15 protein-coding genes, 1 tRNA gene and 2 pseudogenes are annotated in these 15590 nt (G+C 59.5%); 8 read left to right on the top strand and 10 right to left on the bottom strand.

The features are described 5' to 3' along the window. The first annotated feature begins 251 nt into the window (after positions 1 to 251). The 4 genes and pseudogenes from AC07ZE_RS07720 to AC07ZE_RS07705 form a co-directional block, all read left to right on the top strand. On the top strand, positions 252 to 1136 hold the full coding sequence (locus AC07ZE_RS07720) for an alpha/beta fold hydrolase (protein ID WP_207262970.1): 885 nt from the start codon (positions 252 to 254) through the stop codon (positions 1134 to 1136). Between the two features lie 177 nt (positions 1137 to 1313). Then, positions 1314 to 1387: transfer RNA gene (locus AC07ZE_RS07715), tRNA-Gly, on the top strand. Between the two features lie 167 nt (positions 1388 to 1554). Further along, positions 1555 to 1811, top strand: a pseudogene (locus tag AC07ZE_RS07710) (short-chain dehydrogenase). Between the two features lie 75 nt (positions 1812 to 1886). Next, positions 1887 to 2171, top strand: a pseudogene (locus tag AC07ZE_RS07705) (type II toxin-antitoxin system HicB family antitoxin); the annotation flags it as partial. A gap of 304 nt (positions 2172 to 2475) precedes the next feature. Here AC07ZE_RS07705 and tam read toward each other — a convergent pair. Then, positions 2476 to 3246 (bottom strand): trans-aconitate 2-methyltransferase, encoded by a 771-nt coding sequence (tam, locus tag AC07ZE_RS07700; RefSeq protein ID WP_207262965.1) that lies wholly within the window; start codon positions 3244 to 3246, stop codon positions 2476 to 2478. A gap of 143 nt (positions 3247 to 3389) precedes the next feature. Here tam and AC07ZE_RS07695 point away from each other — a divergent pair, with 143 nt between their 5' ends. Then, positions 3390 to 3800, top strand: coding sequence for a low affinity iron permease family protein (locus AC07ZE_RS07695; RefSeq protein ID WP_207262963.1), 411 nt, complete (start codon positions 3390 to 3392; stop codon positions 3798 to 3800). Between the two features lie 45 nt (positions 3801 to 3845). On the opposite strand, the gene AC07ZE_RS07690 is transcribed toward AC07ZE_RS07695, so the two are convergent. The 8 genes from AC07ZE_RS07690 to AC07ZE_RS07655 form a co-directional block, all read right to left on the bottom strand. Then, the gene (locus AC07ZE_RS07690; protein ID WP_207262961.1) at positions 3846 to 4349 is read right to left on the bottom strand and encodes a DUF4142 domain-containing protein; all 504 of its coding nucleotides are present in this window, start codon (positions 4347 to 4349) and stop codon (positions 3846 to 3848) included. Positions 4350 to 4421: 72 nt separating this feature from the next. Beyond that, positions 4422 to 4589 (bottom strand): KGG domain-containing protein, encoded by a 168-nt coding sequence (locus AC07ZE_RS07685; RefSeq protein ID WP_207262959.1) that lies wholly within the window; start codon positions 4587 to 4589, stop codon positions 4422 to 4424. A 117-nt stretch (positions 4590 to 4706) separates the two neighbouring features. Further along, entirely contained in the window at positions 4707 to 6053 is a 1347-nt protein-coding gene (locus tag AC07ZE_RS07680) for a sensor domain-containing protein (protein WP_207262956.1), read from the bottom strand. 87 nt (positions 6054 to 6140) lie between these two features. Continuing rightward, positions 6141 to 6779 carry a LysE family translocator gene (locus tag AC07ZE_RS07675; protein ID WP_207262948.1) on the bottom strand — a complete coding sequence of 213 codons (639 nt, stop codon included), beginning with the start codon at positions 6777 to 6779 and terminating at the stop codon, positions 6141 to 6143. Between the two features lie 382 nt (positions 6780 to 7161). Beyond that, entirely contained in the window at positions 7162 to 8493 is a 1332-nt protein-coding gene (locus AC07ZE_RS07670; RefSeq protein WP_207262946.1) for an MFS transporter, read from the bottom strand. Positions 8494 to 8677: 184 nt separating this feature from the next. Then, the gene (locus tag AC07ZE_RS07665; RefSeq protein WP_207262944.1) at positions 8678 to 9604 is read right to left on the bottom strand and encodes a hydroxymethylglutaryl-CoA lyase; all 927 of its coding nucleotides are present in this window, start codon (positions 9602 to 9604) and stop codon (positions 8678 to 8680) included. Further along, a complete protein-coding gene (locus AC07ZE_RS07660; protein WP_207262942.1) occupies positions 9601 to 10794 on the bottom strand; it encodes a CaiB/BaiF CoA transferase family protein in 1194 nt (397 codons plus the stop codon). The genes AC07ZE_RS07665 and AC07ZE_RS07660 overlap by 4 nt, the downstream gene beginning before the upstream one ends. A 237-nt stretch (positions 10795 to 11031) precedes the next feature. Beyond that, on the bottom strand, positions 11032 to 11940 hold the full coding sequence (locus AC07ZE_RS07655) for a LysR family transcriptional regulator (protein WP_207262940.1): 909 nt from the start codon (positions 11938 to 11940) through the stop codon (positions 11032 to 11034). A 151-nt stretch (positions 11941 to 12091) separates the two neighbouring features. Between AC07ZE_RS07655 and AC07ZE_RS07650 the strand changes: the two genes are divergently transcribed. Then, positions 12092 to 13111: a DUF4917 family protein gene (locus tag AC07ZE_RS07650; RefSeq protein WP_207267782.1), complete on the top strand. Its 1020-nt coding sequence runs from the start codon at positions 12092 to 12094 to the stop codon at positions 13109 to 13111. A gap of 99 nt (positions 13112 to 13210) precedes the next feature. On the opposite strand, the gene AC07ZE_RS07645 is transcribed toward AC07ZE_RS07650, so the two are convergent. Beyond that, complete coding sequence (locus AC07ZE_RS07645) at positions 13211 to 13753, bottom strand: helix-turn-helix domain-containing protein (protein WP_207262938.1); 543 nt, start codon at positions 13751 to 13753, stop codon at positions 13211 to 13213. Positions 13754 to 13864: 111 nt separating this feature from the next. Between AC07ZE_RS07645 and AC07ZE_RS07640 the strand changes: the two genes are divergently transcribed. Together AC07ZE_RS07640 and AC07ZE_RS07635 are read left to right on the top strand one after the other, a co-directional pair. After that, positions 13865 to 14647 (top strand): aldolase, encoded by a 783-nt coding sequence (locus AC07ZE_RS07640; RefSeq protein WP_207262930.1) that lies wholly within the window; start codon positions 13865 to 13867, stop codon positions 14645 to 14647. A gap of 31 nt (positions 14648 to 14678) precedes the next feature. Next, a complete protein-coding gene (locus AC07ZE_RS07635; protein WP_207262928.1) occupies positions 14679 to 15566 on the top strand; it encodes a dihydrodipicolinate synthase family protein in 888 nt (295 codons plus the stop codon). Positions 15567 to 15590 lie beyond the last annotated feature (24 nt).

The following is a 15590-nucleotide window of genomic DNA, read 5'->3' as shown; positions in this document are numbered from 1 at the left end:
GACCCCTGCTTGAATCAGGACGTCGGCCGAAATGTGACCGATGAGTCACAAGATACATCCAAGAAACTTTTTGCCGGTAGGAACCCATGGGTTCCGGCCTCACCCGGCAGACTGCCCGCCAATAACAATACCCGTCGACCGGACTGCATTGGATCGACATGGGCTAGCAAATTCCAAGGCATATGCCTACCTGTCACAAAGCTCGTGCAATCTCTTTTGCGCGCATACCCGCTTGCCAGGAGTCTTATGACATGAGGCCAGAAATCGCTGTGCTGGATATACAGGGTCAGTATCGGGTTTACACGGAGTTCTATCGCGCAGACGCCGCAGAGAAGACCATCATCTTGGTCAACGGCTCGATGGCCACGACTGCGTCGTTTGCACAAACCGTGAAAAACCTTTATCCGCATTTCAATGTGGTCTGCTACGACCAGCCCTACGCGGGCAAGTCAAAAGCCCACAACCTGCATGAGAAAATGCTGACCAAGGAAATCGAAGGGCAGATCCTCCTCGAACTGATCGACCACTTCGCCGCCGAACACGTGCTGTCGTTTTCCTTTGGCGGTGCCGCGACCATGGTCGCGCTGTCCCAACGGCCACGACGCATCGAAAAAGCCGTGATCAGCTCGTTCTCCCCGGTGGTCAACGCGCACATGCTCGATTACCTCGAGCGCGGTGTCGATTACCTGGGCAGCCGGGACGGCGACCGGGTCGGCAACCTGGTGAACAGCACCATCGGCAAACACTTGCCGTCGTTGTTCAAGCGTTTCAACTACAAGCATGTCAGCTCCCTGGCTGAGCATGAGTACGGGCAGATGCACTTCCACATCAACGACGTGCTGCACAGTGACCGGCAGTGCTACCTGAACGCGGCGAAGAAGATCAACGTGCCAGTGCTGTTCATGAACGGCGAGTGGGACGAGTACACCGCCGCCGAAGACGCCCGACTGTTCGCTGGCCACGTGCAACACAGCACCTTCAGCACCCTGCAGGCCACCGGGCACTTTCTCGACATGGAACACAAAGCCGCGTGCCGGGATAGCCGCAATGCCCTGTTGGGGTTCCTGAAACCAGCGCAGCATGAAAGCCGACCGCGTTTCCACTACGTCCAGGACCACCATGCATTGGCCATCTGAAACAGTGTCTTCGCGAGCAAGCCCCGCTCCATAGCGTTAAACGCATTCCTGGAGCGAGGCTTGCCCGCGAACGACCGCCCTGCAGTTTTTGGGCTTGTTCCCTTGTGCCAAAGGCATGCAGCGCAAAGAAAAACTTCATTTCCATGCGCACATCTGGTACAAAGTCAGCCGCTCCGAGCGGGTGTCGTATAATGGCATTACTCCAGCTTCCCAAGCTGATAACGAGGGTTCGATTCCCTTCACCCGCTCCAATCGAATTTCAGTCTCACGTTGTTTTTTGACGGGGGATGCAGGTAAAGAAAAAAACCGGCCTTGAAGGCCGGTTTTTTTGTGTCTGGGGTTTGATTGGGTTGGGCTTGTGAGTCTGACGATTGGCTGGTAAACCTCGACTAAGTGGAGCTTTACTCACGAACAATACATGGCTTTAACCAGCAACGCCGACGATCTACCCTCCCTGTTCGTCAATACCAAACAACTCCTGCACTCCCTTCTCAGTACGGCCAGTTAAAGAATTCGCGCCGTGACGCAGATCCTTGAAACCTCGCGATGCGGGGGGACATCACCACTGACTCGGTAATCCTCAGCGACTTTGCATTGCTCTGTTGCGTGCCTTTGCGTGATGGTTGCGATGTGCTGGACGTAATTGCTCGCCGCATGGATGCAGAACCATCCTGATGATCCATCGGGCGCCTTTCAAGGCGCTCTTTATGTTCATAGACCCAGCAACTGCTTCCATGGAGGACGATAAACATGCTTTACCCGATCGCGATTTCAAAGGGCGATGACGAACACGCGTGGAGCGTAGAAGTCCCCGATCTGCCGGGTTGTTTTTCAGCCGATGAAGATCTGGATGATGTGATGGTTATGGCTCGCGAAGCCATTGAGGGGCACTTGGAGATACTCGTAGAGGACGGTGCCCCCATCCCGTCAGCCCATGACGTTTCGCTGCATGCAGCCAATCCAAAGTACGCGGGTTGTATATGGGCACTGGTGGAAAGCTCGCAGCCCAAGCAGCGCTTATCGAAGAACCAGAAGGATCGATGAGGCTGGTCAGCGCTCAGCACTGAGTGTTTCTTGCAGGTACTCGTATAGTTTGCGTATAGATCTCCACCCGCCCGTAAAGACTCCGTAGCGCACCGTTGAGCCCGACGACAGATGCCTTACTCTGCCGGCTCACCGTTCGCCAAGAGGTCAGCATGGACAGTTCAGAGTTGGGGATCATGATCATTTCAATGATCGGGTTGTTCGGCTTTGCTTCGTTTATCTTTGAATACTTGAGTGTCAGGCGCTCAAAGAAAAGGGGCGGATGACACGATCGTCATCCGGCCCCTTTTTCGCATTAGCGAGTCGCCACCAGAAACAACCGCGGAAACGGCAGCAGCACCGAACCATCGGCCAGCGCTGGGTAAGCCTGTTCGATGGCAGCCAGATACTGCTTCAAGTACTGCGCCCGTTCCACCTCATCCAGCGGATCAAGAAACGGCCGCAGACCACTGCCCTTGAACCACTCCACCACACCCGACGCACCGCCTGCGAGTGGATGGTGGTAGGTGGTGCGCCACACATCGACGCGGGTACAACAGGCTTTCAGGATTGAGTAATAGCCACTGGCATCGGCCATTTCCGTGCGTTGCCCGGTGGCGCCGGCAAGCTTGGCCGCCCAGGGTCCGTCAGCCGCCACTTCACGCATCAACCGGTGCGAAGGCTCATTGAGGTTGTCCGGCATCTGAATCGCCAGACTTCCACCCGGTGCAAGCTTGTTCACCAGCGAAGGCAGCAACGTGGCGTGGTCGGGCACCCACTGCAAAACAGCGTTGGCGAAAATCACGTCGAAGGGGCCGCTGTCATTCCAGGTATTGATGTCCGCGATATCGAACTGCACCTGCGGCAAGCGCTTGCGTGCGGCTTCGATCATGTCGGCCGAACTGTCCACCCCGCGCACCCTCGCACCGGCAAAGCGCTCCACCAGCAACTCGGTCGAGTTACCGGGACCACAACCAATATCGATAGCCCAGCGCACCTCTGCGGCGGGTATCGCCGCCAACAGGTCGCGGGCGGGACGGGTGCGTTCATCTTCAAAAGCGACGTATTGTTTGGCGGACCAACTCATTGCGTTCTCCTGTCGTGAGTGCCGAAGCATCTTAACCCATGGCCGACCCGCGCCTTTCCCAGTGGATGTGTAAATGTAAGTAGAATTTTCATCTCGCCCTCACTGTCAGAAAAAACAGGTACATCCCCATAAGGAAAACGGCCATGAAATTCGCAAAAATCGCACAGAAACTTGCCCTGTGGACCGGTAGCTCCAAGACGTTCCTGGGGGCGATCCTGCTGATTTTCCTGTGGGGGTTGAGCGGGCCGATTTTCAAGTTCAACGACACCTGGCAACTGATCATCAACACCTCGACCACCATCATCACCTTTCTGATGGTGTTCCTGATCCAGAATACGCAGAACCGCGACACGGACATTTTGCATTTGAAGGTCGATGAGTTGCTGCGGGTGACCAAAGACGCGCAGAACGCGATGCTCGGGCTCGAGGCGTTGGACCTCAAGGAGCTGGAGGCGTTGAGAAAGCACTATCGCAGCCTGGGCGAGGGACAGACCATTTCCATTGACGGCACGGTTGTTGAGGAGAAAGGCAAACAGGATCTGAATGAGTGTTGATCGACATTGCGCGGGTTGCCCGAAGTCACCCGCGCCCGGCCATGACTAGAGACTGGCCTGTAGAGCTCGGGCCATCTGCAAGTGATTTTGCAGTTTGGGCAAGGTTTCCTCAGCGAATGCCTTGATCTGCGGCACGTCTGTGGTTTGCGCCGTTTGCTCAAGCTGCTCGATGGCTTCCTGAGTGGTTTTGACCTGGTTGGCGGCGTAGGCCTCATCAAAATTCGCGCCGTCCATGACTTCGGGCATCAAGGCCTTGGCCTTATCCACCACCTCTTCACGCGGCGCCACTGGCAGGTCCAGCTGCTTGGCGATTTTCGCCAGGTGCTGATTGGCGGTGGTGCGGTCGTTGATCACGACAATGGTGTAGTCCTTGACCTCTTTGGATTCGGATTTCTGGTGCGCCAGGCGACTGGCTTCGATGTCGGCCATGCCCTTGGCCGAGGCCTCGTTGATGAATTCGGCAGGGGTCTGGGCAAAGGCACTGCCGGTGCACAGGCCCAGTAACGCGGCAAAACCGCAATTGCGTACTCGGGTGGCCATCCGGTTCATGGTCGCGCCCTCCTCTAAAAATTCAAACGGGAGCTTTCGCCCCCGCTTCTCAATCAAAACCACCTTCATCCACTAGCGGGATTTTTGCCCGCCTTGTCCGCCTTTACGGCCCATGTCGGGTTTCGCAGGTTCTTTATCGACCGTCGTGGTAGTGGTTTTCCCACCTTTGCGACCGGCTTCAGTCGCCTTGGTTCGATCGTTGGCGAAGTTTCCCGAGTTCGAGTTTCTTGAGTTAGGCATGATTCTCTACCTCTTGGTGATGTTCGCGGCGAGCTTGCGCCCGCATAGAATCTGAATTTACGCGTGCCAAAAGGTTTAGAAAAATCCGTTCATGCCGCGACGAACGGCAATCGATACTCAGACGAGCCGCAGGTGATGCTCGCGCTTGGCGCTGTACATCGCTTCATCGGCGTGCCGGAACAACTGCGCTTCTTCCGTGCCATTTTCAGGGTAATGCGCCACGCCGATACTCGGATGGATGTGCAGGCTGTGGCCATCCAGGCGCAGCGGCTGATCCAGCACCTGACGGATTTTCCCGGCCACGCAGTCGGCATCGCCCGAGGCGTGGATGCTGTGCAACAACACGACGAATTCGTCACCGCCAATGCGCGCCACGGTGTCGGTTTCGCGCACGCAGCCCTTGAGTCGATTGGCGACGGTCTGCAACAACATGTCGCCCACCGCATGGCCATGGGTGTCGTTGACTTGCTTGAAACGGTCGAGGTCGACATACAGCAGCGCCATGCGCCCACGATATTCACGCGCGGCCGCCAATGAGGCCTTGAGTCGGTCACGCAGCAGTTCGCGGTTGGGCAGTTGGGTCAACTGGTCGTACTGGGCCATGCGTTGCAATCTCGCGTGCAACTGCTTGCGCTCGATCGCTGTCGCGACCTGGGCACAAACATACTGCAACAGCTCTTTATCCTGCTCGGTATAGCGCTCGCCCCCGGGAATGCTTTTGACGATCAGTGCGCCAATGGTGCCGTTTTGCGAGTTCAGCGGCACACCCAGCCAACAAGGTGAATGTTGCCCGGACACCAGCGCTTCGAACCCGACGGGAGGCGCCTCCTGATCCGGGGTCAGCAAAATGGGCAGGCCGGTGCGGATAACCTCGGCACACAGGCGCCCGGTGATCGTACCGGGCTGCTCGGGCTGCGGCTCGTGGTCGTCGACGTGGTAGGGAAAACTCAGCTGCGCACAGTGTTCGTCATACAACGCCACGGAAAAATTCAGTGCCGGCAGCCATTCACCGATGATCAGATGGATGCGCTTGAACAGCGCCAACAAGTCCTCTGCCGCATGCGCCGCTTCGGAAATCGCGTAGAGCGCCGCCTGTCGGGACTCGGCCTGCTTGCGCTCGGTGATGTCGCGGGCCACGGCGATGCGCAGTTGATCGACTTCCGACCAGCGCGCCGACCACAGGATGTTCACCACCCGGCCATCCTTGCGCAGGTAACGGTTCTCGAAGTTCAGCTTGGGATCGCCGCCCATGATTTCTCGTGCGGCATCGAGGGTGCGCTGGCGGTCGGCCGGGTGTACCAGATCAATCATCTGCCGCCCGATCAACTCCTCCGGGGTGTAACCAAAAATGCGCTCGCAAGCCGCACTGACAAATACGAAGCGACCTTGTTTGTCGACCGCACAAACGGCGTCCAGCAACAGGTCGATGTAGCTCGCCAACGGAGCGGAATTTCTGGTGGTCATGGTGCCGAGAGCGTGTCCGAACGATACAGCAAGAAGAAACCATCCCTGACCAGTACGTGTGCCACTGATGCAACCCTGCAATCAGCGTCAAGCCTTGTTCGTCACCAGCCCCGGCAATGCATGCGCCAGGGCGTTGATGGCGAAACCGATGAACATCACTCCACACAGGCGGGTAATCGCCAGCTCATGGCGTTGATACATGGTGCGCACCCGGCGCGCCCCGACAATGCCGATGAGGATAGCGTAGGCGAAAAGGCCACCGACGAAGCTGAGGAAGATCAGCCACGGCAACATCGACCAGGTCAGCAACTCGGCGCGGCTTGAAAGCAAGGCAGTGAATGTCGCCACCGCCACCGGGTAAGCCTTCGGATTGGTCAGGCCAAACAGGATGCCATGCCAGAACGGTTGCCGCGCCGGCCCTTGCGGTACTTCGCCAGCATTGCGACGCGCCCGCACCGCTCGCCAGCCGAGCCAGAACAGATAGAGGCCACTGAGCACACCCAGCACATCGAACGCGGTGCTGCCGATTTCCCGCGCACCGACTATCGCCACCAGCGCGGTGCTGCACCAGATCACATCGCCCAGCAAATGCCCGCAGAGAAACCCGGCCCCCGCCCGCCGGCCATGCGCCGCACCTATCCCAAACACCGCCAGCACACCCGGCCCCGGGGTGATGCCATAAATGAAACCCGAGGCAAGAACGGCCATTAGCAGCGATGGGGTCATGGGAAGCCCTTTTGAACTGTTTGGTAAATGGTCGCCAGTCTATATCAGGTCATTGCAGGCCGAATGACTGATCGTCGAAGAACTTCATCACCGACTTGGGCTTTGAACATCGAGGATTCAGGGAAAGACACTGCCGGAGGCCCGGGAGTGAGAGGAAGGCGCCCGCGTGCAGTGACGGCGGGTCAAGGGAATGGTCGAAAGTACGATGGCGACTGTCCGTCAGTCTTCGCGAGCAGGCTCGCTCCCACCGGGGTAATGCAATCCACTGTGGGAGCGAGCCTGCTCGCGAAAGCGATCTGTCGGCACCGTAATGGATCGCAGGCTGCGCCAGCCCCTACGGGAATGCGTGGTCCCCGCACGGGCTGGCGCGACTTGCGAACGATTAAAACTTGTCCAGCGTACGCAGCTTCTGCGGCAGCCCCCACAGTAACAACGCGACCGCAATCAACGCGCAGACCCCGATAACGTACAGCGCCGGTGTGGTGCTGCCGGTCAGGTCCTTGATCCGCCCGACCATGACCGGGCTGACGATGCCACCGAACTGGCCCAGGGTGTTGATCACCGCAATCCCGCCCGCAGCCCCTGCGCCAGCGCCGGCCAGCAGTTTTGGCGGCAGAGTCCAGAAGCTTGGGATCGAGGCAATAATACCGGCACCGAGCAAGCCCAGGGCGACGATCAGGAACGTCGTGTGATTGGCGAAGATCCCCGCGCTGAAGAAGCCGATCGCACCGACCGCCACCAGTCCGGCGACAAACTTGCGTCGCTCGCCGGAAGCATCGGACAGGCGCCCGATCACCACCATGCTGATGGCGCCGCAGATGTAGGGGATCGACGTCAACAGACCGATCATCACCGGGCTCTCGGTACCGGCGCTGCGGATCAGTTGCGGTGCCCAGAAATTCAAGCCGTAGGACGCGACCTGAATCAGAAAGTAGATTAAACCGAGGGTCAGGAAGCCCGGAATCCGCAGCGCCGCGAGCAGCGACCCGCCACTTTTGTGCGGCTCATGGTGAGCGATGCGACTGGCCAGCAACGTCTTCTCCGAGGCCGTCAGCCAGTGGGCGTCTTCGATACGGTCCTTGAGCAGGGTCAGCACCAGCAAACCGAGGCCGATGCATGGCACACCGCCGAGCAGGAACAACCAGTGCCAGCCGCGCATGTCCATGAAGCCGTCGAGGTGTTGCAACACCAGCCCGGAGAACGGTGCGCCTACCAGCCCGGCGAAGGCCGACGACAGGAACAGCATCGAGGTGATGCGCCCGCGATAGTGCTGCGGGAACCACAGCGTCAGGTAATACAGGACGCCCGGCGCGAAACCCGCCTCCATGGCACCAATCAAGAATCGCAGTACGTAGAACTGCCATTCGCTGTTGACGAAGACCATCAGCGCGGTGGCGAGGCCCCAGGACATCATGATCCGGGCAATCCATCGACGGGCGCCGACCTTGTACAGCATCATGTTGCTGGGCACTTCGAAAATCACGTAACCGACCACGAACAGCCCGGCGCCGAGACCGTAAGCGGTGTCGCTCAGGCTCAGGTCAGCCTGCAACTGGAACTTGGCGAAGCTGATGTTGATGCGGTCGAAAAATGCGAACAGGTAACAGACCATGATCAGCGGCATCAATCGCCAGGCGACCTTGCTGACCAGGGCTTTTTCTTCGTCGTGGCTAACAGCCGGGCTCGCGCCGGCGTCCAATGCATTGAGGCTCATTGCGTTTCTCCAGGAGGACTTCCCTTGGGGTGTCCGATTGTTTTTGTTGTCTGGTGTGCTCTGTGTGGGAGCTTTTACTGTGGGAGCGAGCCTGCTCGCGAATACGGTCTGACATTCAACGATGATGTCGACTGATACTCCGCTTTCGCGAGCAGGCTCGCTCCCACAGGGGGTATCGGGTGGGTCAGGAGGGCACGGGGTGCAGGTCGCAATTGCGGCCGGCCTTGGCCAGTTGGCCGGGCACTTCGTGACCGAGCAGCGCGGGCAATCCTCGCGACAATGTCAGCAACAGCGGCAGATCGATGCCGGTGTGAATGCCGACTTCATCGCACAGGTTCACCAGGTCTTCAGTGCAGATATTGCCCGAGGCGCCCGGTGCAAACGGACAACCGCCGAGGCCGCCGAGTGCCGCGTCAAAACGTCGGGCCCCAGCCTCGTAAGCGGCCAGCACATTGCACAGGCCCAGGCCACGGGTGTTGTGGAAATGCAGGGTCAGGTCCGCTGGCGACACGCGCTGCAACACCCGCCGCACCAGGCGGTCGACCTGACGCGGGTTGGCCATGCCGGTGGTGTCGGCCAGGGTGATGCCTTGAATGCCGAGTTCCTGATAGGCCTCCACAATCTGCAACACCCGGTCTTCATCGATCTTGCCCTCGAACGGGCAACCGAAGGTGGTGGCGATGCTGGCGTTGAGTCGCACCGGCGAGTCGCCCACAAACTGGACGATCTCGCCAAACGCGGCCAATGAGTCTTCACAACGCATGCGCATGTTCGCCAGGTTGTGGGTCTGACTGGCCGACATCACCAGATTCAGCTCATCGGCGCTGCAGGCCAGCGCCCGTTGCGCGCCTTTGAGGTTGGGGATCAACGCGACGTAGATCACCCCCGGCTGGCGGGTAATGCCCTTGAACACCAGCTCGCCGTCACGCAAAGCGGGAATGGCCTTGGGCGACACGAACGAACCGCCTTCGATACGGCTGAATCCGGCCAGGGACAATTGATCGATCAGGGCGATCTTGTCGACGGTTTCGACCCAGGTCGGCTCGATCTGCAGGCCATCACGTGGGGAGACCTCCTGCACGATCAGGCTATCGGAATAGTCAGTGATCATTGCACCACTCCTTCGACTTTCAGGCGTTCGATGTCCGCCGGCGTCAGACCAAGCTGCGCGAGGATGTCGTCGGTGTGCTGGCCCAGTCCGGGTCCCGACCAGTTCACGCCACCGGGGGTTTGCGAGAGTTTCGGTACGATGCCCGGCATCTTCACCGTAGCGCCACCGGGCAACTCGGCATTGAGCAGCATGTCCCGCGCCTGGTAGTGCGGGTCGGCAACAATGTCGGCCACCGAATAGATGCGCCCGGCCGGAACTTCGGCGGCTTCCAGCGCCGCCAGCACGTCGTCGATCGGCAGGCTGCTGGTCCAGTGGGTGATGGCGGCATCGAGCAGATTGCTTTTTGCCGCGCGCCCATCGTTATGGGCGAATTCGGGTGCTTCGGCCAGATCCGCGCGGCCGATGGTGTGCATCAGGCGACGGTAGATCGGGTCGCTGTTGCCGGCGATGACCACGTAAGCGCCATCGGCCGTCAGGTAAGTGTTGGAAGGCGCGATGCCCGGCAAGGCACCGCCGCTGCGCTCACGTACATGGCCGAGCATGTCGTACTCCGGCACCAGGCTTTCCATGACGTTGAACACGCTTTCAGCCAGGGACACATCGACGATTTGCCCGCCACCCTGCCCGGTCTTGACCCGCAGCAACGACATCAATGCGCCGATCACTGCGTGCAGCGAAGCCAGCGAGTCGCCGAGGCTGACGCCAACCCGCGCTGGCGGCGAACCCGGTGTACCAGTGGTGTAGCGGATGCCGCCCATGGCTTCGCCGATGGCACCGAACCCCGGACGATCACGGTACGGACCGGTCTGGCCATAACCGGAAATCCGCACCAGGGTCAGGTTGGGGTTAAGGGCATGCAGCACGTCCCAGCCCAAGCCAAGTTTTTCCAGGGCGCCGGGGCGCAGGTTTTCGATCAACACGTCGGCGCTGGTCGCCAGTTGCTTGACCAGTTCAATGCCTTCGGCGGATTTCAGATTCAGCGCCAGGGATTTCTTGTTGCGCGACTGCAGGTACCACCACAGCGAAGTGCCTTCATGCAGCTTGCGCCATTTACGCAGGGGATCGCCCTGCCCCATGGCTTCGATCTTGATCACTTCGGCGCCGAACTCGGCCAGCATGCGTGCGGCAAACGGCGCAGCGATCAGCGTGCCGATCTCGATCACTTTGATTGCACTCAGGGGGGCAGTCATCGCGGGGTACCTCTTGTTCTTGGAATATGTGCCAAGGCTAGAGGACCGATGCCCAAGGAATCCAACCTTCAGTTGGCAAGGGGCGTTCGCGAAATGCGAACGCTCTGCCGGGAAATCGCCGCGGCCTCAGGTATGCCTTCGCGAGCAGGCTCGCTCCCACAGGGGATTGGTGAACGCCACAGATCAACTGTGGGAGCGAGCCTGCTCGCGAAGGGGCCGGCCTGATTGATAAATAACTCAGGCCTGTCCACGCAAATGCTCAAACAACATCCGGCTCACCGGCGACAGCAGCGCCTCATCGCGCACCACCAGGATCAACGCGCGATCCGACCAGTCATCGGTCAACGGCACTGCATGCAACCCCAACGCCCGACCAAACAATTCATAGGCCCGTTGCGGCAGAACCCCGATGCCCATGTTGGCCTGGATCATGCGACACATGGCGTCGAAGCCCGGGACATGGATGCGCACCCGCAAGACTCGGCCCGCCTGACGCGCCGCGGCGTGGGTGCGCATGTTGATCGAACTGGCCGCATGCAGGCCGACATAATCGCTGTCCAGGGTCTCGGCAAAGGATACGCTCGAACGACTGGCCAACGGGTGATCCGGCAACATCAGCACCATCAGTTTGTCCTGACGGTACAGCACGCTGTGCAAGCCCTTGATGTCGCTGTCGATGGAGCAGATCCCGAGGTCGGCCACACCATCGAGCACCCCTTGAACCACCCCGGCGCTGGGGCGTTCTTCGAGATCGGTCTTGACCTGGGGATGTTGTTCGGAAAAGTCGCGCAGGTCTTCGGGCAGGAACTGGATGATCGCCGAAAGGTTTGCGAGCATCCGCACATAGCCGCGCACGCCGTGACTGTGCTCGCCCAGTTCCAGGCCCATTTTCTCCACGTTGAACAACATCTGCCGGGCATGGTGCAGTAGCGTTTCACCGGCCGGCGTCAACGTCATGCCTTTGGCCTGACGCACAAACAGGCTGATCCCCAACGCCTCCTCCAACTCCATCAAACGCTTGCTCGCCGCCGACACCGCAATCGCTTCACGCGCGGCGGCGCGAGTCAGGGTGCCCTCCTCATGGACGGCGACGAACAGTTGCAGGGTGATCAGGTCGAGGCGGCGGATCAGGCTTTTGTGCAGCATCAGGGACTCGGCAATGTCGGTTCAGGCGAAGTCGCAGCATAACGTTCTTCATCCGCGTCGTGGCGGGTTGCAACGCGCAGCGGAAATTCTCGATGCCCACCGTGATAAAGTCGCCGCCCATCAGACCTTTTGCTTTGAGACTTTGATCGCAATGACCGATTTCCAGGATGTCGACGCTCACCTTGAAGACTGGAATGCACTGCGCGCCAGTGCTGCATTCGGCGGCCTGCTGGTAGGCAACGGCGCCAGCCGCGCGGTGTGGGACGACTTCGGCTACGACTCGCTGTTCGAAAACGCCCGTACCGTCGAAGAAAAGCCCCTGAGCCCGTCGGAGCTGAGCGTATTCGAGGCGATGCAGACGCGCAATTTCGAACAGGTGCTGAGCGCGCTGAAAACCACCAGCCGGGTCAACAAGGCCCTGGCCGTCAGCTCCGCCGCGCCGCGCAATCGTTACTACGCGATCAAGGAAGCGCTGATCAACACCGTGCACGCGGTGCATATCCCATGGCGGTTGGTGGAAGCTTCGACACTGGCGACGATCAGTCAGGAACTGGCCCGCTACCGCACGGTGTTCACCACCAATTACGACTTGCTCAGTTACTGGGCGATCCAGCAGCAACCGGACGCGATCAGCGACCTGTTCCAGGGGGACGAACCCGCCTTCGATCTAAGCGCCACCGCCACCGAAAAGACCCGTTTGCTATACCTGCACGGTGGCCTGCATCTGGTGCGCAATCAGGACGGTACGGCGCGCAAACTGATGTCGACCGAAGGCACGTTGCTGGGCAATTTCGCCATCAACAACACAATAAAAACCCTCGACGATGTGCCGCTGTTCGTCAACGAAGGACCCAGCGAGGACAAGCTCAAGACCATTCGCAGCTCGGACTATCTATCGTTCTGCTACGAGCAGTTACTCGGCCACAACGAGGGCTTGTGCCTTTTCGGCCATGCACTGAGTGAGCAGGACCGCCATATCGTTCATGCCTTGCGCCAGGCGAAACCGAAGGTCGTGGCGATCTCGATATACCCGCGCAGCAAGGCGTTCATCCAGCATCAGAAGCGGCATTACGCAAAGGTGTTCGAGGGGACGGGGGTTGAGTTGCGGTTTTTTGATTCGAAGACGCATGCGCTGGGGAGTACGAAGTTGTCGGTTCCCGTTGAAGTCTAGTGTTGGCTGAACCGGCGCTTTCGCGAGCAGGCTCGCTCCCACAATGGAATGCATTACCCCTGTGGGAGCGAGCCTGCTCGCGAAGCTTTCAAGCTCAAATCATTCCTCAGTGCTATGCACCACCACCAGCAACTGCGCCTGCACCTCGCCCACCGAGCGGATCCGATGCGGTTTCTGTGAGTTGAAGTGCAACGCATCCCCTCGGCTGAGCAGCACACGCTCATTGACGAAATCCACCTCGACCTGCCCCTCGTGGACGAACAGAAACTCTTCGCCCAAGTGCTCCTTGAAGGCTTTGTCGGTGAATTCCCTCGGCGGATAAATGATGAACGGCAACAGGCTGCGTTCACTCACCTGGTGGGCCAGCACCGCGTAACCCGGATTGTCGTCGCTGGCGCCCAAGGGCTGACGCTCGTGGCTGCGCACCAGGCTGTAGCTGTCGAGGCTGACCTTGTCTTCGGAAAACAGCTCCTCGACGTTAACGTTCAAGGCCTTGGCCAATTTCAGCGCAGCCGCAATCGACGGCGTGTTCAACCCGCGTTCGACCTTCGACAGGTAACTCTTGGTCATGCCGGATTTTTCGGCCAAGGCTTCCAGCGTCACGCCAAGTTTTTTTCTCAATAATTTCAAACGGATAGACATTTAGAACGATTAATCCATCAAGGAGGCGACGAATTGTCCTTGCTCATGACACAAAGTGTCATATAGCATCTTTCGTGTCATCTGCATGACCCACCCAAAGAGGACACCGATATGGCCAAGACATTAGCACTGCCCAAAGATCAACTGGTCAAGCAAGCGCTGAGCCAGATGCAAAATACCCTCGCGGATAATACGTGGACCGACCGGCAAAAGCTGGCCCTGACCTGCCGCATTCTGTTCGAGAATGGTCACGATTCAGGTCTGGCCGGGCAAATCACCGCCCGTGGCCCACAGCCGGGCACCTATTACACTCAACAACTGGGCCTGGGTTTCGACGAAATCACCGCGAGCAACCTGCTGCTGGTCAACGAAGACCTGGAAGTGCTCGAAGGCCACGGCATGCCGAATCCGGCCAACCGTTTTCACAGCTGGGTGTACCGCGCCCGGCCGGATGTGAACTGCATCATTCACACCCACCCGACCCACGTCGCGGCATTGTCGATGCTGGAGGTGCCGCTGCAGGTTTCCCACATGGACCTCTGCCCGCTCTATGAAGATTGTGCGTTTCTTGAAGGCTGGCCAGGTGTGCCGGTGGGTAACGAGGAAGGTGATCTGATTGCCGGCGCCCTGGGCGACAAACGCGCGGTCCTGCTTTCTCACCACGGCCAGTTGTCCACCGGCACCACCATCGAGGAGGCCTGTGTGATTGCCCAACTGATCGAACGCGCCGCCAAGTTGCAGCTGCTGGCGATGAGCGCCGGGACCATCAAGCCGATCATTCCCGAGCTGGGCCGCGAAGCCCATGACTGGATCGCCCGGCCAAAACGTCACGCCGCCGCTTTCAACTACTACGCCCGGCAGAACCTGCGTCAACACGCCGATTGCCTGAACTGAACCCAGACCCTTTTTTGTACGGAGAGACCCCATGTCCACTGCAAACATTCACGGCATCATCGGCTATACCATCACCCCGTTCACCGCCAACGGCGAAGGCGTTGACCTCAATGCCCTCGGACGTTCCATCGACCGCCTGATCGACGGCGGCGTACATTCCATTGCGCCGCTGGGCAGCACCGGCGAAGGTGCCTACCTGAGTGATGCGGAGTGGGACCAGGTTGCCGAATTCAGTATCAAGCATGTGGCCAAGCGCGTGCCGACAATCGTCAGCGTGTCCGACCTGACCACCGCCAAAGCGGTACGTCGCGCCCGTTTCGCCGAAGCCCACGGCGCCGACGTGGTGATGGTGTTGCCGACTTCGTACTGGAAACTCAGCGAAGCGGAAATCCTCGCCCACTACCGCGCCATCGGCGACAGCATCGGCGTGCCGATCATGCTCTACAACAACCCGGCCACCAGCGGCACCGACATGTCAGTGGATCTGATCCTGCGTATCGTCAAGGGTGTGGAAAACGTCACCATGGTCAAGGAGAGCACCGGCGACATCCAGCGCATGCATCAACTGCAACGCCTGGGCGAAGGCCAGGTACCGTTCTATAACGGCTGCAACCCGCTGGCGCTGGAAGCTTTTGCGGCCGGGGCCAAAGGCTGGTGCACGGCGGCACCGAACCTGATCCCGCAGCTCAACCTGGATTTGTATGAAGCGGTGTTGGCCAATGATCTGGGCAAGGCGCGCGAACTGTTCTATCGCCAGTTGCCGCTGCTGGATTTCATCCTCAAGGGCGGCTTGCCGGCGACGATCAAGGCGGGCTTGCGCGAAACCGGGCTGGAGGTGGGAGATCCGCGGTTGCCGGTATTCCCACTGGGTGAGACGGGGCTTGGTCAACTGCAAGACCTGCTGAAAGCCCTGCGCTGATCTCAAGACACAGATGTAACCCAT

This window comes from Pseudomonas sp. GW101-3H06, assembly GCF_059424605.1.
This window is presented reverse-complemented; position numbering and strand designations above follow the sequence as displayed.